Origin of the sequence: Catellatospora methionotrophica (genome assembly GCF_011297335.1) — a bacterium.
Lineage (GTDB): Bacteria > Actinomycetota > Actinomycetes > Mycobacteriales > Micromonosporaceae > Catellatospora > Catellatospora methionotrophica.
The window spans coordinates 149,313-174,601 of record NZ_JAAOTJ010000009.1 but is presented as its reverse complement, the minus strand read 5'-3'; the positions used below and the strand labels follow the sequence as shown (position 1 = coordinate 174,601).

The 25,289-nt window shown below is 70.7% G+C and carries 29 protein-coding genes; 11 read left to right on the top strand and 18 right to left on the bottom strand.

The window, feature by feature from the left end; all coding sequences use genetic code 11:
* Positions 1-63: 63 nt before the first annotated feature.
* Positions 64-2,055 carry a protein meaA gene (locus HAV40_RS21355; RefSeq protein ID WP_166383953.1) on the bottom strand — a complete coding sequence of 664 codons (1,992 nt, stop codon included), beginning with the start codon at positions 2,053-2,055 and terminating at the stop codon, positions 64-66.
* Between the two features lie 126 nt (positions 2,056-2,181).
* Between HAV40_RS21355 and HAV40_RS21350 the strand changes: the two genes are divergently transcribed.
* The 3 genes from HAV40_RS21350 to HAV40_RS21340 are packed head-to-tail and all read left to right on the top strand — an operon-like array spanning position 2,182 to position 4,696.
* A complete protein-coding gene (locus tag HAV40_RS21350) occupies positions 2,182-3,045 on the top strand; it encodes an ABC transporter ATP-binding protein (protein ID WP_166383951.1) in 864 nt (287 codons plus the stop codon).
* The gene (locus HAV40_RS21345) at positions 3,042-3,902 is read left to right on the top strand and encodes an ABC transporter permease (RefSeq protein WP_239086450.1); all 861 of its coding nucleotides are present in this window, start codon (positions 3,042-3,044) and stop codon (positions 3,900-3,902) included. The genes HAV40_RS21350 and HAV40_RS21345 overlap by 4 nt, the downstream gene beginning before the upstream one ends.
* Positions 3,902-4,696 (top strand): alpha/beta hydrolase-fold protein, encoded by a 795-nt coding sequence (locus HAV40_RS21340; protein WP_166383949.1) that lies wholly within the window; start codon positions 3,902-3,904, stop codon positions 4,694-4,696. Before HAV40_RS21345 ends, HAV40_RS21340 begins: the two co-directional genes overlap by 1 nt.
* A gap of 140 nt (positions 4,697-4,836) precedes the next feature.
* Here HAV40_RS21340 and HAV40_RS21335 read toward each other — a convergent pair whose 3' ends face one another.
* On the bottom strand, positions 4,837-5,685 hold the full coding sequence (locus tag HAV40_RS21335; RefSeq protein ID WP_166383947.1) for a 3-hydroxyacyl-CoA dehydrogenase family protein: 849 nt from the start codon (positions 5,683-5,685) through the stop codon (positions 4,837-4,839).
* A 141-nt stretch (positions 5,686-5,826) separates the two neighbouring features.
* On the opposite strand from HAV40_RS21335, the gene HAV40_RS21330 reads away from it, so the two are divergent.
* On the top strand, positions 5,827-6,147 hold the full coding sequence (locus tag HAV40_RS21330) for a hypothetical protein (protein WP_166383945.1): 321 nt from the start codon (positions 5,827-5,829) through the stop codon (positions 6,145-6,147).
* A 399-nt stretch (positions 6,148-6,546) separates the two neighbouring features.
* Here HAV40_RS21330 and murA read toward each other — a convergent pair whose 3' ends face one another.
* Positions 6,547-7,923 carry a UDP-N-acetylglucosamine 1-carboxyvinyltransferase gene (gene murA, locus HAV40_RS21325; RefSeq protein WP_166383943.1) on the bottom strand — a complete coding sequence of 459 codons (1,377 nt, stop codon included), beginning with the start codon at positions 7,921-7,923 and terminating at the stop codon, positions 6,547-6,549.
* Between murA and HAV40_RS21320 the strand changes: the two genes are divergently transcribed.
* The 4 genes from HAV40_RS21320 to HAV40_RS21305 are packed head-to-tail and all read left to right on the top strand — an operon-like array spanning position 7,922 to position 10,717.
* Positions 7,922-8,500: a cob(I)yrinic acid a,c-diamide adenosyltransferase gene (locus tag HAV40_RS21320; protein ID WP_166383941.1), complete on the top strand. Its 579-nt coding sequence runs from the start codon at positions 7,922-7,924 to the stop codon at positions 8,498-8,500. The genes murA and HAV40_RS21320 overlap by 2 nt on opposite strands.
* Positions 8,497-8,883: a VOC family protein gene (locus HAV40_RS21315; protein ID WP_239086457.1), complete on the top strand. Its 387-nt coding sequence runs from the start codon at positions 8,497-8,499 to the stop codon at positions 8,881-8,883. The genes HAV40_RS21320 and HAV40_RS21315 overlap by 4 nt, the downstream gene beginning before the upstream one ends.
* A gap of 48 nt (positions 8,884-8,931) precedes the next feature.
* The gene (locus HAV40_RS21310) at positions 8,932-9,903 is read left to right on the top strand and encodes an ATP-binding cassette domain-containing protein (protein ID WP_166383937.1); all 972 of its coding nucleotides are present in this window, start codon (positions 8,932-8,934) and stop codon (positions 9,901-9,903) included.
* 28 nt (positions 9,904-9,931) lie between these two features.
* Positions 9,932-10,717 (top strand): ABC transporter permease, encoded by a 786-nt coding sequence (locus HAV40_RS21305; protein WP_166383935.1) that lies wholly within the window; start codon positions 9,932-9,934, stop codon positions 10,715-10,717.
* A gap of 7 nt (positions 10,718-10,724) precedes the next feature.
* Here HAV40_RS21305 and HAV40_RS21300 read toward each other — a convergent pair whose 3' ends face one another.
* From HAV40_RS21300 to HAV40_RS21250, 11 genes are all read right to left on the bottom strand, one after another.
* On the bottom strand, positions 10,725-11,147 hold the full coding sequence (locus HAV40_RS21300) for a DUF2550 domain-containing protein (protein ID WP_166383933.1): 423 nt from the start codon (positions 11,145-11,147) through the stop codon (positions 10,725-10,727).
* Positions 11,148-11,166: 19 nt separating this feature from the next.
* A complete protein-coding gene (locus tag HAV40_RS21295) occupies positions 11,167-11,451 on the bottom strand; it encodes a F0F1 ATP synthase subunit epsilon (RefSeq protein WP_166383931.1) in 285 nt (94 codons plus the stop codon).
* Positions 11,452-11,548: 97 nt separating this feature from the next.
* Positions 11,549-12,784, bottom strand: a complete 1,236-nt coding sequence (locus tag HAV40_RS21290) for an LCP family protein (RefSeq protein WP_166383929.1) — start codon at positions 12,782-12,784, stop codon at positions 11,549-11,551.
* 105 nt (positions 12,785-12,889) lie between these two features.
* Entirely contained in the window at positions 12,890-14,323 is a 1,434-nt protein-coding gene (gene atpD / locus HAV40_RS21285; RefSeq protein ID WP_407924750.1) for a F0F1 ATP synthase subunit beta, read from the bottom strand.
* The gene (locus HAV40_RS21280; RefSeq protein WP_166383927.1) at positions 14,323-15,252 is read right to left on the bottom strand and encodes a F0F1 ATP synthase subunit gamma; all 930 of its coding nucleotides are present in this window, start codon (positions 15,250-15,252) and stop codon (positions 14,323-14,325) included. The genes atpD and HAV40_RS21280 overlap by 1 nt, the downstream gene beginning before the upstream one ends.
* 2 nt (positions 15,253-15,254) lie before the next feature.
* On the bottom strand, positions 15,255-16,886 hold the full coding sequence (gene atpA, locus HAV40_RS21275) for a F0F1 ATP synthase subunit alpha (RefSeq protein ID WP_166383925.1): 1,632 nt from the start codon (positions 16,884-16,886) through the stop codon (positions 15,255-15,257).
* 128 nt (positions 16,887-17,014) lie between these two features.
* Positions 17,015-17,836: a F0F1 ATP synthase subunit delta gene (locus HAV40_RS21270; RefSeq protein WP_166383923.1), complete on the bottom strand. Its 822-nt coding sequence runs from the start codon at positions 17,834-17,836 to the stop codon at positions 17,015-17,017.
* Entirely contained in the window at positions 17,836-18,387 is a 552-nt protein-coding gene (locus tag HAV40_RS21265) for a F0F1 ATP synthase subunit B (protein ID WP_166383921.1), read from the bottom strand. The genes HAV40_RS21270 and HAV40_RS21265 overlap by 1 nt, the downstream gene beginning before the upstream one ends.
* Positions 18,388-18,460: 73 nt before the next feature.
* Positions 18,461-18,670 carry an ATP synthase F0 subunit C gene (gene atpE / locus HAV40_RS21260; protein ID WP_166383919.1) on the bottom strand — a complete coding sequence of 70 codons (210 nt, stop codon included), beginning with the start codon at positions 18,668-18,670 and terminating at the stop codon, positions 18,461-18,463.
* Positions 18,671-18,805: 135 nt separating this feature from the next.
* Entirely contained in the window at positions 18,806-19,606 is an 801-nt protein-coding gene (atpB, locus tag HAV40_RS21255; RefSeq protein WP_409364979.1) for a F0F1 ATP synthase subunit A, read from the bottom strand.
* Positions 19,607-19,634: 28 nt separating this feature from the next.
* Positions 19,635-19,850: an AtpZ/AtpI family protein gene (locus HAV40_RS21250; protein ID WP_144120367.1), complete on the bottom strand. Its 216-nt coding sequence runs from the start codon at positions 19,848-19,850 to the stop codon at positions 19,635-19,637.
* A 182-nt stretch (positions 19,851-20,032) separates the two neighbouring features.
* Here HAV40_RS21250 and HAV40_RS21245 point away from each other — a divergent pair, with 182 nt between their 5' ends.
* The gene (locus HAV40_RS21245) at positions 20,033-20,491 is read left to right on the top strand and encodes a hypothetical protein (protein WP_166383917.1); all 459 of its coding nucleotides are present in this window, start codon (positions 20,033-20,035) and stop codon (positions 20,489-20,491) included.
* 4 nt (positions 20,492-20,495) lie between these two features.
* Here HAV40_RS21245 and HAV40_RS21240 read toward each other — a convergent pair whose 3' ends face one another.
* The 4 genes from HAV40_RS21240 to prmC form a co-directional block, all read right to left on the bottom strand.
* A complete protein-coding gene (locus HAV40_RS21240) occupies positions 20,496-20,900 on the bottom strand; it encodes a hypothetical protein (RefSeq protein ID WP_166383915.1) in 405 nt (134 codons plus the stop codon).
* 89 nt (positions 20,901-20,989) lie between these two features.
* The gene (locus tag HAV40_RS21235) at positions 20,990-21,583 is read right to left on the bottom strand and encodes an arsenate reductase/protein-tyrosine-phosphatase family protein (RefSeq protein WP_166383913.1); all 594 of its coding nucleotides are present in this window, start codon (positions 21,581-21,583) and stop codon (positions 20,990-20,992) included.
* A complete protein-coding gene (locus HAV40_RS21230; RefSeq protein WP_166383911.1) occupies positions 21,583-22,251 on the bottom strand; it encodes an L-threonylcarbamoyladenylate synthase in 669 nt (222 codons plus the stop codon). The genes HAV40_RS21235 and HAV40_RS21230 overlap by 1 nt, the downstream gene beginning before the upstream one ends.
* Positions 22,252-22,466: 215 nt before the next feature.
* Positions 22,467-23,279: a peptide chain release factor N(5)-glutamine methyltransferase gene (prmC, locus tag HAV40_RS21225; RefSeq protein WP_166383909.1), complete on the bottom strand. Its 813-nt coding sequence runs from the start codon at positions 23,277-23,279 to the stop codon at positions 22,467-22,469.
* A 161-nt stretch (positions 23,280-23,440) separates the two neighbouring features.
* On the opposite strand from prmC, the gene HAV40_RS21220 reads away from it, so the two are divergent.
* Together HAV40_RS21220 and HAV40_RS21215 are read left to right on the top strand one after the other, a co-directional pair.
* Positions 23,441-24,439, top strand: coding sequence for an ABC transporter ATP-binding protein (locus HAV40_RS21220; RefSeq protein ID WP_166383907.1), 999 nt, complete (start codon positions 23,441-23,443; stop codon positions 24,437-24,439).
* Between the two features lie 64 nt (positions 24,440-24,503).
* A complete protein-coding gene (locus tag HAV40_RS21215) occupies positions 24,504-25,289 on the top strand; it encodes an ABC transporter permease (protein ID WP_166383905.1) in 786 nt (261 codons plus the stop codon).

The window sequence follows — 25,289 nt, the reverse complement described above, 5'->3', positions numbered from 1 at the left end:
CCACCCCGCCCTGTGGTCGGCGATCATCGGGCGGCTGCGGCCCCGGCCACGGGGCGGCGTGGGTCAGGGGAGGTCGTGGCGGTTGCGGATGACGGTGACCAGGTCGGACATGATGTCGGTGAGGGCGAAGTCCTTCGGGGTGAAGACGCGGGCGACGCCCGCCTCGCGGAGGACCTCGGCGTCGTCGTCGGGGATGATGCCGCCGACCACGACCGGCAGGTCGGGCAGCCCGGCCGCGCGCAGCCCGGCCAGCACCGCGGGGACCGCGTTGAGGTGTGAGCCGGACAGCACGGACAAGCCGACCAGGTCGACGTCCTCCTGCACGGCCGCCGCCACGATCTGCGCGGGCGTCAGCCGGATGCCCTGGTAGACGACCTCGAACCCGGCGTCGCGGGCGCGTACGGCGATCTGCTCCGCGCCGTTGGAGTGCCCGTCGAGACCGGGCTTGCCGACGAGCAGCCGCAGCGCCGGGCGGCCGAGTTCGCGGGCCGTGGCCTGCACCCGCTCGCGCACCCGGACCAGCGTTCCGTCCGCGCCGCCCGAGACGCCGCTGCTCAGGCCGGTCGGCGCGCGGTACTCCCCGAACACCTCGCGCAGCACACCGGCCCACTCGCCCGTGGTCACCCCGGCGCGTACGCAGTCCAGCGTCGCGGGCATCAGGTTGCCCGATCCGGCGGCCTCGGCCCGCAGCCGGTCCAGCGCCGCGGCGGCGGCCGACGCGTCACGCTCGGCACGCCAGCGCTGGACGGCGTCGATCGCGGCCTTCTCCGCGGCCGGGTCGACCTGCTCGATGGCCTGCGCGCCCGCGGCGGTCAGCGGCGAGGCCTCGGTCTCCACGAACCGGTTGACCCCGACCACCACGTCCTCGTCGGACTCGACCCGGCCGCGCCGCCGGGCCAGCGAGGCGACCAGCGCGCTCTTGAGGTGCCCGCTCTCCACCGCGACGACCGCGCCGCCGAGGTCGAGCACTTCGGCGAGCTGCCTGCGGGCCCCGTCGGCGATCTCGTCGACCAGCCCTTCGACGACGTGCGACCCGGCGAACAGGTCGGGGTATTCCAGCAGGTCGGACTCGTACGCCAGGACCTGCTGGAGGCGCAGGGACCACTGCTGGTCCCAGGGGCGGGGCAGGCCCAGCGCCTCGTTCCAGGCGGGCAGCTGCACGGCGCGGGCGCGGGCGTCGCGGGACATGGTGACGCCGAGCATCTCCAGCACGATCCGGGCGACGTTGTTCTCCGGCTGCGACTCGGTCAGGCCCAGCGAGTTGACCTGTACGCCGTAGCGCAGCCGCCGCTGCCGGGGGTCGGTGACGCCGTACCGGTCGCGGGTGATCTCGTCCCAGAGCCGGTTGAACGCGCGCATCTTCGCCATCTCCTCGACGAAGCGCACACCGGAGTTGACGAAGAACGACACGCGCTGCACCACGTCGCCCATGCGCTCGGGCGCGACCTGGCCGCCGTCGCGCACCCGGTCGAGCACCGCGACCGCGGTGGCCAGCGCGAAGCCGACCTCCTGCACGGGCGTCGCGCCCGCCTCCTGGAGGTGGTACGAGCAGATGTTGACCGGGTTCCAGGCGGGCGCGTTCGCGACGGTCCACGCGACGACGTCGGTGGTCAGCCGCAGCGACGGGCCGGGCGGGAAGATGTACGTCCCCCGCGACAGGTACTCCTTGATGATGTCGTTCTGCGTCGTCCCGGCCAGCGCGGCGGGGTCGGCGCCCTGCTCCTTCGCGACGGTGACGTACAGCGCGAGCAGCCACATCGCGGTGGCGTTGATGGTCATGCTGGTGTTCGCGGCGGCGAGGTCGATGCCGTCGAACAGGGTCCGCGCGTCGCCCAGGTGCGCCACCGGCACGCCGACCCGGCCGACCTCACCGGCGGCGAGCTCGTGGTCGGGGTCGTAGCCGGTCTGCGTGGGCAGGTCGAAGGCGACCGACAGCCCGGTCTGGCCCTTGGCCAGGTTGCGCCGGAACAGCGCGTTGGTGGCCGCCGCGTTCGAGTGACCGGCGTAGGTGCGCATGACCCAGGGACGGTCACGATCAGCGAGACGAGGCTCCATACGCCGATGCTAAGTGAACGTTCAGTAACTTGTGCCGGTGAAGAATCTCATAGGGGGACGTGGCGTCGCTCGCCCCCGGCCGAGCAGGGGCGGACCTCGATGGGGCGCTGACGTATCGTGCCGGGTGTGACTCACGAAGAGCTGGCGATCAGCGTTTCCGGGCTGCGCAAGTCCTATGCGGACAACGTCGCCGTCGCGGGCGTGGACCTGGCCGTGCCACCCGGCGAGGTGTTCGCGCTGCTGGGCCCCAACGGGGCGGGCAAGACCACGACGGTGGAGATCCTGGAGGGCTTCCGCGCCCGGGATGCCGGCACGGTCTCCGTGCTCGGCGTCGACCCGGCCAGGGCCGACCGCGACTGGCGTCGCCGGGTCGGCATCGTGCTGCAGGGCACGGGCGAGTTCGACGAGCTCAAAGTGCACGAGGTGGTACGCCACTTCGCCCGCTTCTACCCGAACCCGGCCGACCCCGACGAGGTCATCGAGCGGGTCGGGCTGAGCGAGAAGGCGAACTCGCGTACGCACACCCTGTCCGGTGGCCAGAAACGCCGCCTCGACGTGGCGCTGGGCATCGTCAACCAGCCCGAGGTGCTGTTCCTCGACGAGCCGACGACGGGCTTCGACCCGGCCGCGCGCCGCGAGTTCTGGGAGCTGATCCGCCAGCTCTCGCACACCGGCACCACGATCCTGCTGACCACGCACTACCTGGACGAGGCCGAGGCGCTCGCGGACCGGGTCGGCGTGATCGCCCGCGGCACCATGATCGCCGTGTCGACCCCCGCCGAGCTGGGCGGGCGGCACCTGGCCACGGCCACGGTGAGCTGGCGCGAGGGCGGCGGGCAGCGCACCGAGGAGACCGACCGGCCCACCGAGGTGGTGCAGCGCCTGGCCGCCTCGTTCGGCGGTGAGGTGCCCGAGCTGACCGTCACCCGGCCCACGCTGGAGGACGTCTACCTGAAGATGATCGGCGAGAACGGGCAGGAGCCGGCGTGAGCGCGACGACTACCGAGAAGGAAACCGCGCGACCTGCCGTCCGGCAGGCGAGCGGGTTGAGCCTGGCCCTGGCGCAGGGCGGGATCGAGTTCAAGCAGTTCGTGCGTACCCGGGAGTCCCTGGTCTTCACGCTGCTGTTCCCCGTGATGCTGATGCTGATCTTCGGGTCGATCTTCGGCAGCGTGGTCATCACCCCGCCCGGTGAGATCCCGGCGGTGACCCTGTCGCAGTACTTCGTCACCGGCATGATCGCTTCCGGCATCATGGCCACCGGGTTCCAGAACCTGGCCATCACCATCCCCATCGAGCGGGACCGGGGCGTGCTCAAGCGCTACCGGGGCACGCCGATGCCGAAGTGGGTCTTCTTCGCCGGCAAGATCCTGTGCGTGGCGGCGCTGGCCTTCGTCTCCGTCGTGATGCTGCTGGCCGTCGCCGTCGCCTTCTACGACCTCCAGCTGCCCGACACCGGGCAGAAGTGGTTCACCTTCGCGTGGGTCAGCGTGCTCGGCCTGATCGCCTGCACGCTGTGCGGCATCGCCTTCTCCGGCGTCGCGAAGACCGGCCGCGCCGGACCGGCCGTGGTCACCCCGATCGCGCTGATCCTGCAGTTCACGTCGGGCGTGTTCTTCGAGTACAACGACCTGCCGCACTGGATGCAGCAGTTCGCGGCGCTGTTCCCGCTCAAGTGGATGTGCCAGGGACTGCGCAGCGTCTTCCTGCCCGAGTCGTTCGCCGCCCAGGAGGTCGCCGGGTCGTACGAGCTGGGCCGGGTCGCCCTCGTGCTGGCCGCCTGGTGCGTCGGCGGACTGGTCCTGTGCCTGGTCGGATTCCGCTGGACGACCAAGCGGGAGGGCTGATGGAGCGCCGCCGGATGCTGCGGGTCGCGGCGGGGGTGACCCTCGGCGCGGCGGCGCTCGGCGGCGTCCTGGCCTGGCGCGGCAACCGCCCCGACGACGCCGAGACCGCCGCCGCGCTGGTCCCGGACGTTCCGCTCGGCGACGAGCGGCTGGAGCAGCGGCGCTCGGCCGCCCGCGGCGCGACCGTCGACTTCTACACCGCGGTCCCCGCCGGTCACGGCGACGGCCGCGGCCTGCCCGTCTGCCTGGTGCTGCACGGCGCGTCGGCGACCGCCGCCGGCTACCCCGGTTTCGGCTTCGGCCGCTTCCTCAGCGACGCCGCCCAGCGCGGCGTGCCGCCGTTCGTGCTGGCCGGGGCGACCGGCGGGCGGCTGCGCTGGGAACCCTCAGGAGCAGACGACCCGCAGCGGATGGCGTACGAGGAGCTGCCCGCCTGGTGCGCCGAGCGGGGCTTCGACACGACTCGGCTGGCCCTGTGGGGCTGGTCGATGGGCGGCTACGGAGTCCTGCGCCTGGCCGAGTCACACCCCCGCGCGTACCGTGCCGTGGCCGCGTTCTCGCCCGCCGTCGCGCCCGGCGACCGCGTCTTCGCCGACGCGGCGGCGCTGGCGGGCACGCCCGTGGCGCTGTGGTGCGGCAAGCAGGACGGCTTCTACGGCGAGGTGCAGGCGCTCGCGCCCACGATCCCAGGCGCGACGACCGCCTACGCCGACGGCGCACACACCCGCACCTACTGGAACTCGATCACCCCGGCGGCCTTCGACTTCCTCGGCCGCGCCCTGTCCACCACCTGAGCGCCCACCCGACCTCGCTTTTTACATAGACGCTGGCCTATTACATCGAGTTTGATCTACAAATAGTCGACGTGATAGGCCAGCGTCTATGGCGGACGAGCCCGGACGCGACGGAGCCGCGCGGGGCGGGGCTGGATCGGTCAGTACGTGTAGAAGCCCTTGCCGGACTTGCGGCCGAGTTCGCCGGCGGTGACCATGCGCTGGAGCAGCTCGGGCGGGAAGAACTTGGGGTCGGCCGTGTCGGTGTAGATGTTGCGGGCCGCGTGGGCAAGGATGTCGACGCCGGTCAGGTCGGTGGTGGCCAGTGGGCCCATCGCGTGACCGAAGCCCAGCTTGCACGCTGTGTCCAGGTCCTCCGGCGTACACACGCCCGACTCGACCAGCTTGACCGCCTCCACGACCAGCGCCGCGATCAGTCGCGTGGTGACGAAGCCCGCGATGTCCCGGTTGACCACGATGCAGGTCTTGCCGATGCCCTCGGCGAACGCCCGCGCGGCGGCGAGCGTCTCGTCGCTCGTCCGGTGCCCCCGGACCAGCTCGCACAGCTTCATCATCGGCACCGGCGAGAAGAAGTGCGTACCCACGACCATCTCGGGCCGCGACGTCGCCGCGGCGATCTGGGTGATCGGGATGGCGGAGGTGTTGGTGCCGAGCACCGCGTCCGGCTTGCAGATGCGGTCCAGCATCCGGAACACCTCCTGCTTGATCTCCAACTTCTCGAAGACCGCCTCGATCACGATGTCGGCCTCGCCCGCGGCGTCGAGGTCGGTCGTCGTGGTGATCCGGGCCAGCGCGTCCTGGGCGTCCTGTTCGGTGATGGTGCCCTTGGTGGCGAACCGGCCCAGCGAGGTACGGATGCCGTCCAGGCCCCGCCCGGTCGCGGCGTCGTCGAGATCGCGCAGCGTGACCTGCCAGCCGGCCTGCGCCGCCACCTGGGCGATGCCGGCTCCCATGAGTCCCGCACCGATGACCGCGAGCTTCCCTGCCATTGCACTGCCTCCCACTGGGGAACAAGATCCGGTGTCGTCCGGCGGCCGGTGTAGGCGCGGCCGGACGCGTCGAGCCTAAACGACCGCTCAGGAGGCCGCGAACGGCCTCGCGACCCCGGCTACCAGGTGCAGACTGGGATCATGCCTGCTAGTGCCTATCTCGCCGGCCCGATGGTCGCCATGGTCGCGATCGCGGTCCTCGCCGTGGTTCTGCACCGCGGTCTGCAGCGCGACACCGAGACAGCCGCCCCGGTCGCGCCGAGCCCCGCCCTGGACGACTACGGCCTGCTCGCAAGCGCCGCCGTGGTCCGTACGCTCGCCGACGCGACGCTCATCCGCGAGCACCTGAACACCGTCGGCATCCGCGCCACCCTGGCCACCGCACCCGACGGGCGCATCCGCGTACTGGTCTTCACCGACGAGGTCAGCCGCGCCCGCCGCGTCGTCGGCGAAACCCGCTGACCCCACCCACCATCACCCACCTCCCCGGTCTCCCCGGTCGCCCGCCCCGCCCGCGGCCCGTCCGATCCCGCCCTGCGGCCCGCCCGACACCGACCCGCCCGCGGCCCGCCCGATCCCGCCCTGCGGCCAGCCCGCCACCGCCCCGCCCGACCTGGGCCCGCCCCACAGCCACCCGACCCGGCCTGGCCCGACCCGACCTGGCCTGGCCTGCCCGGCCCGCCCCGCCCCGACGTTCGCAACTCTTAAAGACTCGCGGCCCCAGGACCTCCCCGAGGCCGCGAGTCTTTAAGAGTTGCGGCAGATGGCGGCGCGGGGCCGGGCGACGAGGCGAGGCGAGGCGAGGCGAGGCCGGGCGAGGCGAGGCGAGGCCGGGCAGGGCGGAGGGGCGGGCGGGGCGGGTTAGAAGCCGTATTCGGGGTCGGCGGGGGTTTCGGCGCGTTCGACTTGGACGCCCAGGGAGCGGAGGTCGCCGGTGAAGTCGGGGTAGCCGCGGTCGATGTGGTGGACGGCGCGGACCGTCGTCACGCCGTCGCCGCACAGGCCGGCGATGACCAGGCCCGCTCCGGCCCGGATGTCGCTGGCGGTGACCTCGGCGCTGGACAGGTTGTCGCGGCCGCGGACCATGGCGTGGTGGCCCTCGATGCGGATGTCCGCGCCGAGGCGCTTGAGCTCCTCGGCGAACATGAACCGCCCGTCGAAGATGTTCTCCGTGATCAGCGAGACCCCGTCGGCGACCGCGGCCATGCCGATCGCCATCGGCAGCAGGTCGGTCGCGAAACCGGGGAAGGGCAGCGTGCGTACGTCGACCGCGGTGGGCCGGTCGGCCATGCGCACCCGGAACCAGTCGCCGCCGTAGTCGACCTCGCCCCCCGCCTGCTGGATCTTGTCCAGGGCGATCTCCAGGCAGCGCGGGTCGATGCCGCGCACCGTCACGTCGCCCCTGGTCATCGCGGCGCCGAAGGCCCAGGTCCCGGCGACGATGCGGTCGCCGATGGTGGCGTGCTCGACGGGCTGGAGCTGGCTGACGCCGTGCACGGTCAGCTCGGAGGTGCCCGCACCCTCGATGCGCGCGCCCATCCCGATCAGCATCTGGCAGATGTCGACGATCTCCGGCTCGCGGGCCACGTTGTCGATCACCGTGGTGCCGCGCGCCAGCACGGCCGCCATCAGCAGGTTCTCGGTCGCGCCGACGCTGGGGAAGTCGAGACTGATCTTCGCGCCGTGCAGGCCCGAGGGGGCCTCGGCGACCACGAAGCCGTGCTCGCCGCTGATGTCGGCACCCATCTTGGCCAGGCCGGACACGTGCATGTCCAGCCCGCGCGAGCCGATCGCGTCGCCGCCCGGGTGCGCGACCCGCACCCTGCCGCAGCGCGCCAGCAGCGGTCCGAGCACGCAGATCGACGCCCGCAGGCGGCGGACCAGCTCATAGTCCGCCTCCGGGTGCAGTTTGGCGGGCACGGCGATGCGCACCTGATCACCATCGAAGGCGACCTCCGCACCCAGCCGCCGCAGCACCTCCCCCATCAGCGCGATGTCGGTGATGCGCGGCACATTCGTGATCACGCTCTCGCCTTCGGCCAGCAACGCCGCTGCCATCAGTTTGAGCGCACTGTTCTTCGCGCCGACCACGCCGACCTCGCCGGCCAGCCGTACGCCGCCCTTGACCCGGATCACATCCACGTCGGCCATCGTAGAGACCGGACCCCCCGTCCGGACGTCCGCCAGCAACGCGCCGACGGAGTCACCACCGTCGGCCACCATTAGGCTCGCTGTCATGGCTGTTCACCTCACCCGCATCTACACCAGGACCGGCGACGCCGGTACCACTGCGCTCGGCAACGGCGAGCGCGTGGACAAGACCGATCCGCGCATCGCCGCGTACGCCGATGTGGACGAGTGCAACGCCGCGCTGGGCGTGGCGCTCGCGCTGGGCGAACTCGCCGATGATGTGCGCAACGTGCTGACCCTCATCCAGAACGATCTGTTCGACGTGGGCGCCGACCTGTGCAACCCGATCACCCCCGATCCGAAGTACCCGCCGCTGCGCGTCACGCAGGACTACGTCACCCGCCTGGAAGGCTGGTGCGACGAGTTCAACGCACGACTGACCAAGCTGGATTCTTTTATCCTGCCGGGGGGTTCGCCTGGTGCGGCCCTGCTGCACGTCGCGCGAACCACCGCCCGGCGCGCCGAACGTTCCTCGTTCGCGCTGCTGAGCGTGGACGCGGAGCGCACCGGCCCGCTGCCCGCACAGTATCTCAACCGGCTCTCCGATCTGCTGTTCATCCTCGGAAGAGTCGCCAATTCCGATGGCGCGGCGGACGTGAAGTGGGTGCCCGGGGCCAACCGGTGAGCCTGCACCACGTCGAGGTGTGGGTGCCGGACCTGGCGGCGGCCGAGCGCTCCTGGGGCTGGCTGCTGACCACGCTGGGCTGGGTCGAGCACCAGCGCTGGGACGCCGGGGTCTCCTGGCGGCACGGCACGGCGTACGTCGTCTTCGAGGCCTCGCCCGACCTGGTCGGCGACCGCCACGAGCGGCGCGCCCCCGGACTGAACCACCTGGCGCTGCACGCGGGCTCCCCGGCGGACGTGGACCGGCTGGTCGCGGCGGCGGGCGAGCACGGCTGGCGGCTGCTGTTCGCCGACCGGCACCCGCACGCGGGCGGCCCGGACAGCTACGCGGCCTACCTGGAGGACGAGCAGGGGTACGAGGCCGAACTGGTCGCGAGCCGGTAAAAGGGCGGATCCGGCGCGCCGGGTCCACCCCGTGACTACCGTGTGTCCATGGCCGCTGCGATCGTCGCGGAGGGGCTGGTCAAGCGGTACGGCTCGGTGACCGCGCTGGCCGGCCTGTCGCTGAGCGTGCCGGAGGGCACCGTGGCGGCGCTGCTCGGGCCGGACCGGTCGGGCAAGACCACCGCGGTGCGCATCATGGCCACCCTGCTCCGCCCCGACGCGGGCAGCTGCCTGGTCAACGGCGTGGACGTGCTGACCCGCCCCCGCTGGGCCCGCCGCGACATCGGCGTGTCCGGCCAGCGCCCGGCCGTCGACGGCTTCCTCACCGGGTTCGAGAACCTGGAACAGCTCGCCCTGCTGCACCGGATGGGCCGCCGCCGCGCCCGGTCACGGGCCGAGGAACTGCTGGAGCGTTTCCGCCTGACCGAGGCCGCGCACCGGCCCGCGAGCGCCTACCCGGCGGGCATGCGCCGCCGCCTGGACCTGGCCGGGGCGCTGGTCGCCGCGCCGCCGGTCGTCCTGCTCGACGAGCCCACCGCGGGCCTGGACCAGCGCAGCAGGCTCGGCATCTGGGACGTGATCAGCGAGCGGGTGCGCGACGGCACCACCCTGCTGCTGGCGACCCGGCACCTGGACGAGGCCGACGAGCTGGCCGACCAGATCGTGGTGCTCGACCGGGGCAGCGCGCTCACCCGCGGCACGCCGCAGGAGCTGACCCGGCACATCGGCGGCGAGCGGCTGCAGGTCGTGCTGGGCAACCGGGCCGAGACCCAGGTCGCCGAGGACATCCTGAACCGGGTGTGTGGCGGCCAGGCGGTCGTCTTCGCCGATCAGCACCTGGTCCAGGCCCCGGTCGTGGCGGGCACCCCGGCGCTGGTCGAGCTGGTGCGCCGCCTCGACGCGGCCGGGATCGAGCCGGTCGACATCGGCATCCACCGGGCCAGCCTCGACGACGTCTTCCGCAAGCTCACCGGCCAGTCCGTCACCCCCACCCTGGCCGAGGAGGAGGCCCGGACATGAGCAGGTGGACCGGCAGAGGGATGTGGGCGTGAGCGAGTTCGCGGGGGCGGCACGGGATGTCTGGGTCACGGCTCGGCGCGGGCTGCTGCGCGGGCGGCGCGAACCTCGGCTGACGACGCTGGCGGTGCTGCAGCCGGTGCTGTTCATGCTGGTGTTCGGGGTGATCCTCGGTGGCGTGATCCGGGTGCCGGGGGTCGCCGACTATGCGGCGTTCCTGACGCCGGGACTGCTCGTGCAGGCTGTCGCGCTGGCCGCCGGGCTGGCCGCGGTGGGCGTGGCGCAGGACGTACGCGGGGGCATGGTCGACCGGTTCCGGACCCTGCCCGTGTCCGCGGCCGCGGCGCTGTTCGGGCGTACCGGGTCGGATCTGGTCCGGGTCGCGATGACGGCGGCGGTCGCGGCGGCGGTCGGGGTGATCGCGGGCTGGCGTGTGCACAGTGGCCCCGCTGCGGCCGTGGCGGGCTTCGCCCTGCTCCTGACCTTCGGGTACGCCGTCACGTGGCTGTCCGTGCTCGTGGGGCTGTGCGCGGGCGCTCCCCGCACCGCGCGACTGCTGGTGCTGGCCTGCCTGCTGCCGGTGACCTTCGTGTCCAGCGTGCTGGCGCCCCCGGCCACCATGCCGCCGTGGCTGCGCCCGCTCGCCGAGGCCAATCCCGTCTCCGCCGTCGCCACGGCGCTGCGCCTGCTGTGGGGCAACGAGCCGGGCCCGCGCCCGCCCATGGCGTACGCGCTGGCTTGGGGTTGGGTCGTGGTGCTCCTGCTGCTGGCGGTCCCGCTGGCGTTGCGTCGCTATCGCCGCTCGCCCGCGCCCTGAGCGGCGGTCAGGTGGAGTAGGGGGCGGCCGCTTCGAGCCAGGATAGGAAGCCGGTGACGGTGTGCAGCGGCATCGCGATCTCGACCTCGGCCCGCGAGTCGGCGCACTGCAGCACGACCCAGTCGGCGGGCACCAGCACCGCCTCCTCCGCGCTCGGCGCGCGCCGAGCCACGACCTTCAGGTCGCGCCGGGACAGCGTGCGGCGGGGACGCGGGGACAGGCTGAACATCCGGTACCACCGCAGGTCGTCGCCGCGGAACTGCGCGAAGCCGGGTGCCCAGCCGCGGCCTCCGGCGCTCTGGCGCAGCCGGAGGTAGAGCTCCACGGTGCCGTGGCCGCGCGCGAACACCTCGCGGCGCACGAACAGGCCCGCCAGCAGGGCGAGCAGGACGACGAGGCCGATGGCGACTACTTCGAGCAGCGACCTCATCGTCGGGAGCGCTGGTCGCTCAGTGCCGCGCGGCGGTAGCGACCGGGGTCGCGGTCTCCGCCAGCACCGTCACGCCCTCGGTCGTGACCGACAGGAAGCCGCCGTGGACGTCGTAGGCCTTCTCCTCGCCGCCCGGCAGGATGATGCGCACTCCGCCGGGGTTGGCCAGCTGGCCGAGCAGCGGCGCGTGACTGGGCAGCACGCCCAGCTCGCCCTCGGTGGTACGGGCGATGACCATCTCGGCCTGCCCGGACCAGACCTTCTCCTCGACGGCGACGAGCTCGACCTGGAGCAGCTTGGCCACGATGACTCCTCAGGTGTGCAAGATTGGTGCAGCGAGTCTAACCGCCGGTGATCAGCGGCTCTCAGCAGGACCGGTCAGTGTGAGCTGAGGGCCACTCTCACTTACTCAGCATTTCGGGATGGAACGCCACGAAGTTCTCGACCGAGCCCGCCGCGACCGAGGCGAGGAACTGCTTGGCGTAGTAGTCCAACTGCTCACCCTGGTACTGGTACTTCATCTTGGGCTTGGACTTCTTCTTCTTGTCGTCCTTCTTCTCGTCGTCGTCCCCGCCGTCGTCACCGTCGTCCCCACCGCCGTCGTCGCCGCCGCCCTTGTCGTCGTCCTTGCCCTTGTCGACGACGTAGCGCCCGACGCCGCCACCGGACAGCTTGACCATGTGCACGGTGCTGGGGCGCAGGTCCTGCATCGCGAACGCCCAGTCGATCACGCTGTGCCCGCGGCCGCTGAAGGTCAGCGACTCCCCGGCCGCCCGCAGCACGGTGTCCATCTGCAGCGGGTCGGTCAGCACGTCGTCGCTGAACGCCTTCTCGATCATGGCGCGGACCAGCTGCTGCTGGTGCCGCTGGCGGGCGTAGTCGCCGCCGGTCACGTAGCGCTGCCGGGCATAGTCCAGCGCCTGCCAGCCCTTGAAGTGGCGGCGGCCCACCTCGTAGACCATCTGCTCGCCCACGTAGCCGGTCTCGCTGGCGCCGCGGTCGCGGGGGTCGCCGTCCGGCTCCAGGTGGATCGAGGCGACCCGCTCGTCGACCGTCATGTCGATGCCGCCGAGCGCGTCGATGACGTCCTTGAAGCCGCTGAAGTCGATGATCGCACCGGCGTCGAACCGGGCGATCCCGGTGTACTGGCTGACCGTCGCGGCCAGCAGCTCGAAGCCCTGGGCGTGGTTGGCGCGCCGGTCGCCGGGCACCATCGAGCCGAAGTACATCGCGTGCGCGAGCTTGTCGGCGGCGTTGCCGCCGTAACCGGCCTTCGCGAACGGCGGGATCGCCACCAGCAGGTCACGGGGCAGCGAGAACAGGTAGCCGCGGTCCAGCCCGGCCGGGATGTGCATGACCAGGACCGAGTCCGCGCGGGGAATCCAGAACGGGTCGTCGTGCCGGGGGTCGATGCCCGCCAGCAGGATGTTCAGCGGGCCCTTGATGTCCTCGGGACGCGGCGGCGCCTGGCGGCCGGTCTCGTCGCCGAAGAGGTCCTCCTTGTGGATCGCGCCTTCGTACCGCGCGAGCACCCGGTCCACGGTGACCAGCGACGCGCCGCTCAGCAGCATCAGCGCCGTCCCGCCCAGCACGCTCCAGCGTGCCCACCGCGCCGCCCTGCCCCACCGTTTCGCCACCATGATGTGGCTAACGAGGCAGATGCGACGTTCGCTCCTGCTTCGCCCGTATCAACGGAAAGGCCCCCCTCCCGCGAGGGGAGGAGGGCCTTCCGGCGATCAGACCTACTTGGTCAGCTCGCGGTAGTTCTTCTCGAGGTCGTCGAGACCGCCGCACATGAAGAACGCCTGCTCCGGGACGTGGTCGTAGTCGCCCTGGGAGATGCGCTTGAACGCCTCCACGGTCTCCTTCACCGGCACCGTCGAACCCTCGACACCGGTGAACTGCTTGGCCGCGTAGGTGTTCTGCGACAGGAACCGCTCGATCCGGCGGGCCCGCGCCACGGTGATCTTGTCGTCCTCGGAGAGCTCGTCCATACCGAGGATGGCGATGATGTCCTGCAGGTCGTTGTACTTCTGCAGGATCCGCTTCACCTCGGTGGCGACGGCGTAGTGCTCCGCGCCGACGTACTCCGGGGCCAGGATGCGCGAGGACGAGGCCAGCGGGTCCACGGCGGGGTAGATGCCCTTGTCGGACACCTTGCGCTCGAGGTTCGTGGTCGCGTCCAGGTGGGCGAAGGTGGTCGCCGGCGCCGGGTCGGTGTAGTCGTCCGCGGGCACGTAGATGGCCTGCAGCGAGGTGATGGCCTGGCCACGCACCGAGGTGATGCGCTCCTGGAGCTCACCCATCTCGTCGGCGAGGGTCGGCTGGTAACCCACGGCACTCGGCATACGGCCGAGCAGCGTGGACACCTCGGAACCGGCCTGCGTGAAGCGGAAGATGTTGTCGATGAAGAGCAGCACCTCCTGCTTCTGCACGTCGCGGAAGTACTCGGCCATGGTCAGCGCGGACAGCGCGACCCGCAGACGGGTGCCCGGGGGCTCGTCCATCTGGCCGAACACCAGCGCGGTGTCGCCCAGCACGTTGGCCTCGGCCATCTCGGCGATGAGGTCGTTGCCCTCACGGGTGCGCTCACCCACGCCCGCGAAGACGGACGTACCACCGAAGTTACGGGCAACGCGGATGATCATCTCCTGGATGAGCACCGTCTTGCCCACGCCCGCGCCGCCGAACAGACCGATCTTGCCGCCCTTGACGTACGGGGCGAGCAGGTCGATCACCTTGACGCCGGTCTCCAGCATCTCGGTCTTCGGCTCCAGCTCGGCGAACGCCGGAGGCTTGCGGTGGATCGGCCAGCGCTCGGTGACCTCGAGCTTCTGCCCCTTCTCCAGGTTGAGGCACTCGCCGAGGACGTTGAAAACCTTGCCCTTGGTGCCGTCGCCGACGGGCACGCTGATCGGGGAACCCGTGTCGGTCACCTTCGCGCCGCGGACCATACCGTCGGTCGGCTGCATCGAGATGGCACGCACGACGTTGCCGCCGAGGTGGTTGGAGACCTCCAGGGTCAGCGTGCGCTCACCCTCGCTCAGGGTCACGTTGACCTGGAGCGCGTTGAAGATCTCAGGCATCGCGTCGCGCGGGAACTCGACGTCGACGACCGGGCCGATGACCCGGACGACTCGACCGACGCCCGCCTTGGTGTCAGTAGCAGTGGTCATCATTCACTCCCCGCCGCCGCCAGCGCGTTCGCGCCGCCGACGATCTCGCTGATTTCCTGGGTGATCGCAGCCTGGCGGGCGGAGTTCATCTCCCGCGTCAGCGACTTGATCATTTCTTCGGCGTTGTCCGTGGCGCTCTTCATCGCCCGGCGGCGCGACGCCGACTCGCTGGCCGCCGAGTCCAGCAACGCCGCGTAGATCCGCGTGTTGATGTACTTCGGCAGCAGCGCGTCCAGCAGCTCTTCCGCGTTCGGCTCGAAGTCGTACGCCGGCAGCAGCTCGCCCTTGTTGCCCTCGCGCTCCTCGACCTGCATCGGCGCGAAGATCTTCGTGGCAGCGTTCTGGCTGATGAGCGACTTGAACTCGGTGTAGACGATGTGCAACTCGTCCACCCCCAGCACACCGTCGTCACCCGCGTGGTCGGCACCGTCGTCCGCGCCGTGCACGAACGCCTGGATCAGCAGCTCGCCGACCCGGCGCGCGTCCTCGAAACGCGGCTGCTCGGAGAACCCGCTCCAGCTACCGGCGAGCTCGCGCCCACGGTAGGTGTAGTAGGTGATCCCCTTGCGGCCGATCACGTACAGCGCCACCTGCTTGCCCTGCGCCTTGAGCCGCGCGATCAGCTGCTCGGTGAGCTTGATCGCGTTGGCGTTGTACCCGCCGCACAGGCCGCGGTCGCTCGTGATGAGCAGCACGCCGGCCCGGTGCTCCGGGTCACGCGGGACCAGCAGCGGGTGCTGGGCGTTGGTGTTCGACGCCAGCGCGGTGAGCACGCCGGTGATGGCGTTCGCATACGGCAGCGACGCGGCGACACGGTCCTGAGCCTTGGCGATACGGCTGGTCGCGACCAGCTCCATCGCCTTGGTGATCTTCTTCGTCGAGCGGGTCGCCTTGATCCGCCGACGGAGAACTCGTACCTGCCCGGCCATGGCTACTTCTTCTCAGCCACGATGCGGGTGACGGTCTCGGTCTTCTCAGCACCCTCGAGCGCGTCGGCCTCGACGTCCACGATCGCCTGGTCCTCGGCGGGCAGGAAGCCCTTCTTGAACTCGGTGATCAGGGTGTCGAGCTTGGCCGCCACGTCGTCGTCCCAGGTGCCCGACGCGATCGTCTTCAGCACGTCGCTGTGCGAGCTGCGCAGGTGCTGCAGGAACTCGGACTCGAAGCGGCGCACGTCGGCGACCGGGATGTCGTCGATCTTGCCCTCGGTGCCGGACCAGATCGAGACGGCCTGCTCCTCCATCGGGTACGGCGAGAAGTTCTGCTGCTTGAGCAGCTCGACCAGCCGGCCGCCCTTCTCCAGCTGAGCCAGCGAGGTCTTGTCCAGGTCCGAGGCGAAAGCCGCGAACGACTCCAGCTCGCGGTACTGGGCCAGGTCCAGACGCAGGCGGCCGGAGACCTTGCGCATCGGCTTGGTCTGCGCCGCGCCACCGACCCGGGAGACGGACGTACCGACGTTGATCGCCGGACGCACACCCGAGTTGAACAGGGACTCCTCGAGGAAGATCTGCCCGTCGGTGATGGAGATGACGTTGGTCGGGATGAACGCCGAGATGTCGCCGGCCTTCGTCTCGATGATCGGCAGACCGGTCATCGAGCCCGCGCCCAGCTCGTCCGACAGCTTCGCGCAGCGCTCCAGCAGGCGCGAGTGCAGGTAGAAGACGTCACCCGGGTAGGCCTCACGGCCCGGCGGGCGGCGCAGCAGCAGCGACACGGCGCGGTACGCCTCGGCCTGCTTGCTCAGGTCGTCGAACACGATCAGAACGTGCTTGCCGGCGTACATCCAGTGCTGGCCGATGGCCGAACCGGCGTACGGCGACAGGTACTTGAAGCCGGCCGGGTCCGAGGCGGGCGACGCGACGATGGTGGTGTACTCCATCGCGCCGGCCTGCTCCAGCGTGCCCTTGACGGACGCGATGGTGGAGGCCTTCTGGCCGATCGCCACGTAGATGCAGCGCACCTGCTTGACCGGGTCGCCGGACTTCCAGTTGTCGCGCTGGTTGATGATCGCGTCCAGCGCGACCGAGGTCTTGCCGGTCTTGCGGTCGCCGATGATCAGCTGACGCTGGCCACGGCCGATCGGGGTCATCGCGTCGATGGCCTTGATGCCGGTCGCCAGGGGCTCGTGCACCGACTTGCGGACCATCACGTTCGGAGCCTGCAGCTCCAGCTCGCGGAAGCCCTCGTTGGCGATCTCGCCCAGGCCGTCGATCGGCTCACCCAGCGGGTTCACCACGCGGCCCAGGAACTTGTCGCCGACCGGCACGGAGAGCACGCGGCCGGTGCGCTTGACCGGCTGGCCCTCCTCGATGCCCTCGAAGGCGCCCAGCACGACGACGCCGATCTCGCGGACGTCGAGGTTCAGCGCGACACCCAGGGTGCCGTCCGCGAACTCCAGCAGCTCGTTGGCCATGGTCGAGGGGAGACCCTCCACCTTGGCGATGCCGTCACCGGCCTCGGTGACGACGCCGACCTCCTCGCGGGAGATCTCGGGCGCGTACGAGGAGACGAAACGCTCAAGCGCTCCACGGATCTCCTCGGACGAGATGGTCAGCTCGGCCATCCTCAGCTTCCTAACGGGTGTCGTGACTGTCAAAAGTCAGGTTCGGTTGCGGTTCTCACGGAGTGCGGTTCGTCCCGGCGCGCCACCGCTCAAGCGGCGCATCCAGGCGTCAGCCGGCCCTCCGGCGCTCACTTTCCAGCGAGCGCGTTGCGGACTGCGGCCAGCCGCCGTGCGATGGTGCCGTCGTAGAGGTCGCTGCCGACCTGCACGCTCAGCCCACCCAGCACCGCGGGGTCGACGGTTACCTTCACCGAGACCTGACGGCCGTAGATGGCGGACAGCGACGATGCCAGACGCGCCTCCTCCGCCTCGGTCAGCCCTTCGGCGACCGTGACGTAGGCGACCTGCGCCTCGCGGCGCTCCGCGGCCAGCTCCACCAGGCGGGTGATGCCGTTGCTGAACGTACGGCCGCCGAAGCCCCGCACCGCCAGCTCCGCCAGACTCACCGTGACCGGTTTCGCCTTGTCCCGCAGCAAGCCGCCGACCAGCTCGGCCCGGTTCGCCACCGGCAGGATGAACTCGCCGATCGTGGCTGCGAGCTGCGGGTCGCCGTCGACGATCTGCCCGAAGCGGAACAGCTCGTCCTCGACCTCGTTCAGGTCCCCGGCCAGCTCGGCCGAGGCCAGCAGCGCGTCGACGCCGAGCCGCTCAGCGGCTTCCAGCAGCTCCGACGCGGCCGACCAGCGGCCGGACGCGAGCACCTTCACCAGGTCGACCGTGCTCTGGCCGACCTTGCCCTGCAGCAGGCTCGCGGCGAGTTCGCCGCGCTGCTCGCCCGGACGGGAGGGGTCGGACAGCGCGCGGCGCAGCCGCGGCTCGCGGCCCAGCAGGTCCGCGAACGACATCAGCTCGTCCGCGGTCACCGCGGTGGCGGCGGCACCGGCACCCCGGGCGGACGCCTCCAGCGCCGCCCGAGCTGCCGCGTACGACTCTCGGCTTGCCGCCTGCATCAACGGGCTCCGGCGGTCTCGAGGTCGGCGAGCGCGCGCTCGACGGTGCCACGACGACGGGCCTCGTCCTCCAGCGACTCACCAACGATCTTGCCGGCCAGGCTGACCGCCAGCGAGCCCATCTCGGTGCGCAGCTCACGGACGATGCTCGCCCGCTCGCCGGCCAGCTGCTCGCGACCGGCCGCGATGATGCGGTCGGACTCCTCGCGGGCCTTGGCCAGCACGTCGGTGCGGATGCCCTCGGCGTCGGCACGGGCCTCGTCACGGATGCGCGCGGCCTCCGTGCGAGCCTCGGCCAGCTGCGCCTTGTACTGCGACAGCAGTGCCGCGGCCTCGGCCTGAGCCTTCTCCGCCTTGACGAGCCCGCCCTCGATGGCCTCGACGCGCTGCTGGAACATGCTCTCCATACGCGGGAACACGAACTTGGTCAGCACGAACAGCAGGACGCCGAAAGCGATGAGGCCGACGATCACCTCAGCCAGCGGCACACCGAGCACGTTGTATTCGGCGTGCTCAGCGGGCGCGCCAGGTGCCTCTTGTGCGATGTACATAGGTCACTCCCCTTCGGCGGTGACCGGTCGGCTAGGACCGGTCACCGGATCGTCTCGGCGCTCGGGACCCGGATTAGCTGAGCGCGAACGCGAGCACGAGGCCCAGCAGGGCGAGCGCCTCGACAACGGCGAAGCCCATGAACATGTAGGTGCGGGTGAGGCCGGCCGACTCGGGCTGACGGGCGGTCGCCTGGATGTAGGCGGCGAAGACCAGACCCACGCCGATACCCGGGCCCAGCGCGGCGATGCCGTAGCCGATGACGTTAAGGCTGCCGGTAACCATCTGTAGGTTCCTCCTGAATTCGACGCGTGCCAGTCACGCGCACGTTTGGTTATGGGTACGAACGATCTTCAGTTGTGGATCGAGAAGCCAGCGTGTCGCGCTGGAGGGGCGCGAGTGTCTCGGTTGCGCCGGAGCTCAGTGCTCGTCGGCGATCGAGCTCTGGAAGTAGGTCGCCGAGAGCAGCGTGAAGACGTACGCCTGCAGGCTCAGGATGAAGAGCTCGAACAGCGTCATCACGATGGCGAACGCCCAGCTGCCCAGCGCGGCCGGCTTGAGCAGCAGCGGACCCGCGTTCCACAGGGCCACGCCGCCGAGGGTGAACACCAGCAGGATCATGTGGCCGGCGAACATGTTCGCGAACAGACGGACGGCGAGCGTGATCGGGCGCAGGATCAGGTTCGAGAGGAACTCGATCGGAACCAGGATCGGGTGCACCCACCACGGCACGCCCGGCTGCACCGTGGAGTGCTTCAGGTAGCCCAGCACGCCGTGCTTCTTGATGCCGAGCCCGATGTAGACGAACCAGGTCAGCACAGCGAGCACGACGGGGAACGCGAGGTGCGAGTTCGGCGAGATCTGCGCGAACGGCACGATGCTCCACAGGTTCGTCACGAAGACGAAGCAGAAGATCGTCGCCAGGTACGGCGCGAAGCGCACGCCCTGGGGGCCGATGATGTCGGTGGCGATGTTGTTGCGCACCACGCCGTAGACCGACTCGGCGAGCCACTGCTTCTTCGTCGGCACCAGCGTGGGGTTGCGGTACGTGACCAGGAAGAAGATGATCACGATGGCGACGGCCATCCAGACCAGAAGGCTCAGCTTGGTGAAGGCCCCGCCCCACATGCTGCCCTCGAGCGACGGGATCAGTGACTTGTAGTCGAAGACATCCACGCCAGGAGGAAACTCCGAGGCAAGGAAACCCGGCTGCGTAATCAACCTGTCATCCTCCGTCGATCGGGCACGGTCACCCGTCCAGTCTTTTCACGGTCAGATAGACCCCGGCGGCCGCGCCGCCGATCAAACCGATCAACAGCCCGACATTGGGGAGTCCCAGCCACTTATCGATGAGCCACCCGACCCCTCCCCAGACGAACATGCCGCCGAGGAGATACCCGATGGCCGCCCAACCCGCATCGGCGCCCTCTGCATGAGGGCGCTTAGGAGGCTGGTCATCGGCCATGACGGGGCGAACAATATCAGCCACCCCCCGCAGCGGCCGACGCACCCCCCGTACGCGAGCGATGTTCATCACCAGGTCGGCGGTGCGTCATCTTCCATCACAATGAGATAGATGTTGATTTAACCGACCCGAACCGCTGAGATGGAGAGAACCCTTCCGTTCTCCCCCACGGCGGTGCGGCGATGCGCAAGTTCACGATACCTGTGGTTTTCGTGCTGCTCACAGCATTAAACGCTGGTTGTGAGCCGCGCGGCAACGATGACACCGAATCGACCAAGCCGGTGCACTGCACGGTCATCGTCGATGGCCCGAAGGCCGACGAGGACCGCGACAACTTCGCCGGGCGGGTCCGCTACCGCTGTGCCACCCCGGGCGCGGAACGCCTCGTCCTGAAGATCAAACTGGAGCGCCGCGACGGTGACGTATGGCGCAGTGTGGCCTCCCGCACACACACCCTCAAGGGCAAGGCCACCTACGCCGCCGAGCTGAAGTACCAGACCAAGGATCTGAGCCTGAGCTGCCGCTCCGGCACCTTCCGCACCGTCGTCGACTGGTCCCGCACATCCCGCAAGGACACCGAGGGCGACAACCTGATCTCGGGCGCGGTCAAGGACCCCTGTCGCGCGCCGATCTTCGGCTGACCGGCTACTTCTGCTCGGGCTCGTCGATGTAGGGGATCTTGGCGTGCCAGAGCCACCAGCCGTGGCCGATGGTCCACGCGATGGCGGCGATGCCGATGCCGATCGCCATGGGCTTGAGCCCGGCCCAGCCCGACTTGGCGATCACGGCGAGCACCAGGAACAGCACGGTGAACTTGATGCCGTACATCAGCAGCCCGACCGACAGCACCATCTTCGGGTTGATCGAGTCCGCCCAGGCGATCACGACACTGGACAGCAGGTAACTGGCCGCGACCAGGGCGACCCCGGCCAGCACGCCGACCGCCGCCTGCGCACCGACGGTGAGGTACGCCACCAGCGGCGCGAGCACGGCCACCGCCGCGGTCACACCGAGCATGAACGGCAGGAACTTCAGCCGCTTAGCGAGCATTCACGCCTCAAGGTCGTCAAGTGGTGCCAACGGCACGCCGGCCAACCGTGCCACAGGTTCATGATCAACCGAGTGGGGCGTGGCACGGGTCACGGCAGGAGGACGGCCGTCAGGGGGTGGACGGTGGCCTGGATCTCGTCGGCGACGCGGGCGAACACCTGGTCGCCTCGGCCCCAGGGGTCGTCGAGGTCGTCCTTGGCCTGGGCGGCCTCGCCGTTGCGGGCTGCGGCGACGGCGGCGACCAGGGCGACGCCGCGCTCGTACACCGCGTCCGGGGTGCGGTCGGCGGTCGGCAGCGCGGACGGGTCGACGGCGGGCAGCAGGCGGCCGAACTCGCCGAGCACGAAGGTGCGGTCGGCGGCATCGGGGCGCAGCGCGACCACGTAGTCGTACTGGTCGGCGGTCGCGGTGAGGATCAGATCGGCGGCCTCGATGTGCTCGGCGCGCAGCTTGCGGGCCGCGAAGTCGTCGGGCGAGCCGCCCCGCGAGCGCACCTGGCGGGCCGCGGGCGGGTTCATCTCCTCGCCCTCGTGCCAGCCGCCGGTGCCCGCCGAGTGCGACAGCACCAGATCGGCGCCGACCGGACCGGCCTGCTCGGTGACCGCCAGCGCCAGCAGGCGCTCGGCCATCGGCGAGCGGCAGATGTTGCCCATGCACACGTGCAGCACCGTGAAGGGGGCCATCACTGCTCCTCCGGGCCCAGCATGTCGGTGGCGACCTCGCGCAGCTGGTCGAGGCTGATCGCCCCGGCGCGCAGCACGCGCGGCCGGTCGCCGGTGACGTCCACGATCGTCGACGGCACCGGGCTGGGGCACTCCCCCGCCTCCAGGTACACGCTGACCTTGTAGCTGAGCTGGTCGCGGGCCTGCTCGGCGGTGAGCGCGGCGGCCTGGCCGGTGAGGTTCGCCGAGGAGACCGCCATCGGGCCGGTCTTGCGCAGCACCTCCAGCGCGACGGGGTGCAGCGGCATGCGTACGGCCACCGTGCCGCCGGTCTCACCGAGGTCCCACTGCAGGCTCGGGGCCTGCTCGACGACGATGGTCAGCGCGCCGGGCCAGAACGCCTCGACCAGGTCACGGGCCACCGACGGCAGGCGCATCACCAGGCCGTCGAGGGTGTGCCGGGACCCGACCAGCACCGGCGGCGGCATGTGCCGTCCCCGCCCCTTGGCGCTGAGCAGGTTGGTCACCGCCCAGGGCTTGAAGGCGTCGGCACCGATGCCGTACACCGTGTCGGTCGGCAGGACCACAAGGTCGCCACTGGATACGGCGTCGATCGCGGCCTGGATCCCGCGGTCACGTTCGACGACGTTGCGGCAGTCGTAGAGCCTCACGGTGAGCCAGTCTGTCATGCGCTGTTCGCATCCGGCACACACGGCTCCCACCCACCGGACAGCCGGTCCGCCACGACGCTCACGATCGGCGCACCTGCCTGGCACATGGGCGAATGAGGCCGCAAGATACGCACAGGTGCCCGGCAAGCCGAGCGATCTTGACGCCCTCGCGCCGGCGACCGTCACGCGCGCCGCAGGTCGCCGCGCACCACTAGTTAGGAAGGTGCCCTTCCTTACCTGCGGGCGGTGGTGAAGCGGGGGCGGCCGGCGAGGTCGGGGTGAGTGGTCACGGTTTGCCAGGCGGCCAGGAGACGGGCCATGGCGGGGGTATGGGTGTCGTCGTGCTCGATGCCGAGGCGGCCGCCGGGGCGGAGCACCTCGGCGGCGCGGGCGATGATCACGGGGATGAGGTCTAGGCCGTGCTCGCCGGAGAAGACCGCCTCGGCGGGGTCGTGGCCGACCTCGGGCGGGACCGGCACCGACAGCGGGACGTAGGGCGGGTTGCACAGGACCAGGTCGACCGGCGCGGGCAGCGCGACGTCGCGGACGTCGCCGGGGATGACCGAGACCCGCGTCCCGGCGACGTTGCGGCGCAGCCAGGGCAGGGCGTCGTCGCTGCGTTCGACGGCGTACACGGTCGCGTCGGGGCGGGCGTCGGCCAGCGCGACGGCGAGCGCGCCCGAGCCGCTGCACAGGTCCAGGACCACCGGATCGGCCACGCCGTGCAGGGACTCGATCCCCCAGCGGGCCAGCAGTTCGGTCTCCGGGCGCGGGATGAAGACACCCGGTCCGACCAGCAGCTCGCGGTCGAGGAACGGGGCGGTGCCGGTCAGGTGCTGCAGCGGTATCCGTTCGGCACGGCGCGCGACCAGCTCGTCGAGGGCGGCGGCCTGCGGTTCGGTGATGGCGTCGATCAGCAGCAGACGGCCCCGGGCGACCCCGAGCACGTGCGCGGCGAGCAGCTCCGCCTCCACCCGGGGGGAGACGAGCCCGGCCGCGGCCAGCCGGACGGCGGCGGCGCGGAGCTGGGCGGAGAGCACTGGCACCCGACCAACCTAGCGGCCCGGACGCGCGAACCCGCCAGGCACCCGCGCGGCGGGGCCGGGCAGGTCGACGTCGCGGAACCAGCCGAGCCCAAGGCGGGCCGGGTGGTTCAGGCGCGAGAAACCGGTTGACCCCCCGCGCGGCGCGCTGACATGGTCGGGCCATGTCGTTGGTGGAGGCCCGTGGGCTGACGAAGATCTTCCGTCGGCCGGAGAAGGATCCTGGGCTTCGCGGCTCGCTGAAACATCTGGTGCAGCGCAGGTTCAAGGAGTTCCGGGCGGTCGACGGCATCGACCTGTCCATCGAGGCCGGTGAGTCCGTGGCGTACGTCGGGCCCAACGGCGCGGGCAAGTCCACGACGATCAAGCTGCTCACCGGCATCCTGGTGCCGACGGCGGGCACGGTGCGGGTGGCCGGGGCCGAGCCGCACACCGACCGGATGGTCAACGCCCGCAACATCGGCGTGCTGTTCGGCCAGCGCACCCAGCTGTGGTGGGACCTGCCGGTCCGCGAGTCCCTGGGCCTGCTGCGCGACATGTACGACCTGAGTCCCGCCTTCTACAAGCAGCGCCTGGAACGCCTCGACGACGTGCTCGGCCTGGCCGACCTGCTGCCGGTGGTGGCCCGCAAGCTGTCATTGGGCCAGCGGATGCGGGCCGACCTGGCCGCCGCGCTGCTGCACGCGCCGAAGATCGTCTACCTGGACGAGCCGACCATCGGGCTGGACATCTCGGTCAAGGACCGGGTCCGGCAGTTCCTGCGCGAGCTGCGTGAGGACGGCACGACGCTGATGCTGACCACGCACGACCTGGGCGACATCGAGGACGTGTGCGAGCGGATCGTCATCATCGACGAGGGCCGCAAGATCTTCGACGGCCCGCTGGCCCAGATGAAGGACCGCTTCGCGCGGGTACGCCGCATGCACCTGCAACTGGCCGAGCCGACCCCCGCCGAGAAGCTCGCCGAGCGGCTGCCCGACGTCGAGGTCGTCGCGGGGGCCAGCCCGACCGAGGTGACGGTGACCTTCGACCGGTTCACGCACACCGCCGGGCAGGTCATCGCCGCGGTGCTCGACGTCGTCGAGGTCGGCGAGCTGCACCTGGACGAACCCGCCATCGAGGACGTGGTGCGCAAGGTGTACGCCGGGGAGCTGCTCCGATGAGCGAGCGCAGCGAGCGGGCCATGACCCTGTGCCATGCCGCCGACGAGCGCAGCGAGGAGAAGCCATGAGGCCTTATCTCGGGTTGCTGCGGATGTCGACGCGGCGCATCCTCACCTACCGGCTGAACTCGCTGATCCTGTGGATCGGCGGGGCGACGTTCCTGGCCGGGTCGCTGGCGGTGTGGCACGCGCTGCTGTCGCAGGGCGAGATCGGCGGCTACGACTGGGACCAGATGAAGGCCTACCTACTGATCGGCTGGGCGTCGGGGGCGATAGGCAGCGCGTACGGCGACTGGTGGATGGCCGACCGCATCCTCGACGGCCACGTGGCCACCGACCTGACCAAGCCGCTGGACTACCAGTGGGCCCGGTTCAGCGAGCACATGGGCGGGCTGGCCACGGAGTTCATCGCGATCGCGATCGCCGCGACGGCCATCGTGACGTTCACCGGCGGGATGGTGGTGCCCGGCCCGGTCCAGGCGCTGCTGTTCACGGTGAGCTTCCTGCTGGTCGCGCCGTTGAAGTTCGCCATCACGTACATCACCACGATGGCCTGCTTCTGGACGCAGAACTTCATGGGCGTCTCGTGGGCCAAGGACGCGATCGTGACCCTGTTCTCGGGTGCGCTGATCCCGCTGGCGCTGCTGCCCGCATGGCTGGCCGGACCGGCGGCGGTGCTGCCGTTCGCCAGCATCACCGCCACGCCCGCCGCGCTCTACCTCGGCCAGGCCACCGGCTGGGAGGCGCTGCGGCTGCTGGCCGTGCAGGCCGTCTGGATCCTGGTGCTGTGGTGGGGTGCCCGGCTCATCTGGCGGCGCGCGCTGCGTGCCCTGACCGTCCACGGAGGCTGA

Coding starts and splice junctions, on each gene's coding strand:
- HAV40_RS21245 (WP_166383917.1), top strand. CDS start 20,033: ATGCGCAAGTTCACGATACCTGTGGTTTTCGTGCTGCTCACAGCATTA.
- HAV40_RS21220 (WP_166383907.1), top strand. CDS start 23,441: ATGTCGTTGGTGGAGGCCCGTGGGCTGACGAAGATCTTCCGTCGGCCG.
- HAV40_RS21215 (WP_166383905.1), top strand. CDS start 24,504: ATGAGGCCTTATCTCGGGTTGCTGCGGATGTCGACGCGGCGCATCCTC.
- HAV40_RS21355 (WP_166383953.1), bottom strand. CDS start 2,055: ATGGAGCCTCGTCTCGCTGATCGTGACCGTCCCTGGGTCATGCGCACC.
- HAV40_RS21250 (WP_144120367.1), bottom strand. CDS start 19,850: ATGGCCGATGACCAGCCTCCTAAGCGCCCTCATGCAGAGGGCGCCGAT.
- HAV40_RS21265 (WP_166383921.1), bottom strand. CDS start 18,387: ATGTACATCGCACAAGAGGCACCTGGCGCGCCCGCTGAGCACGCCGAA.
- atpE (WP_166383919.1), bottom strand. CDS start 18,670: ATGGTTACCGGCAGCCTTAACGTCATCGGCTACGGCATCGCCGCGCTG.
- HAV40_RS21330 (WP_166383945.1), top strand. CDS start 5,827: ATGCCTGCTAGTGCCTATCTCGCCGGCCCGATGGTCGCCATGGTCGCG.
- HAV40_RS21335 (WP_166383947.1), bottom strand. CDS start 5,685: ATGGCAGGGAAGCTCGCGGTCATCGGTGCGGGACTCATGGGAGCCGGC.
- HAV40_RS21300 (WP_166383933.1), bottom strand. CDS start 11,147: ATGAGGTCGCTGCTCGAAGTAGTCGCCATCGGCCTCGTCGTCCTGCTC.
- HAV40_RS21240 (WP_166383915.1), bottom strand. CDS start 20,900: ATGCTCGCTAAGCGGCTGAAGTTCCTGCCGTTCATGCTCGGTGTGACC.
- HAV40_RS21310 (WP_166383937.1), top strand. CDS start 8,932: ATGGCCGCTGCGATCGTCGCGGAGGGGCTGGTCAAGCGGTACGGCTCG.
- HAV40_RS21235 (WP_166383913.1), bottom strand. CDS start 21,583: ATGGCCCCCTTCACGGTGCTGCACGTGTGCATGGGCAACATCTGCCGC.
- HAV40_RS21340 (WP_166383949.1), top strand. CDS start 3,902: ATGGAGCGCCGCCGGATGCTGCGGGTCGCGGCGGGGGTGACCCTCGGC.
- HAV40_RS21320 (WP_166383941.1), top strand. CDS start 7,922: ATGGCTGTTCACCTCACCCGCATCTACACCAGGACCGGCGACGCCGGT.
- HAV40_RS21280 (WP_166383927.1), bottom strand. CDS start 15,252: ATGGCCGGGCAGGTACGAGTTCTCCGTCGGCGGATCAAGGCGACCCGC.
- atpA (WP_166383925.1), bottom strand. CDS start 16,886: ATGGCCGAGCTGACCATCTCGTCCGAGGAGATCCGTGGAGCGCTTGAG.
- atpD (WP_407924750.1), bottom strand. CDS start 14,323: ATGACCACTGCTACTGACACCAAGGCGGGCGTCGGTCGAGTCGTCCGG.
- HAV40_RS21230 (WP_166383911.1), bottom strand. CDS start 22,251: ATGACAGACTGGCTCACCGTGAGGCTCTACGACTGCCGCAACGTCGTC.
- murA (WP_166383943.1), bottom strand. CDS start 7,923: ATGACAGCGAGCCTAATGGTGGCCGACGGTGGTGACTCCGTCGGCGCG.
- HAV40_RS21270 (WP_166383923.1), bottom strand. CDS start 17,836: ATGCAGGCGGCAAGCCGAGAGTCGTACGCGGCAGCTCGGGCGGCGCTG.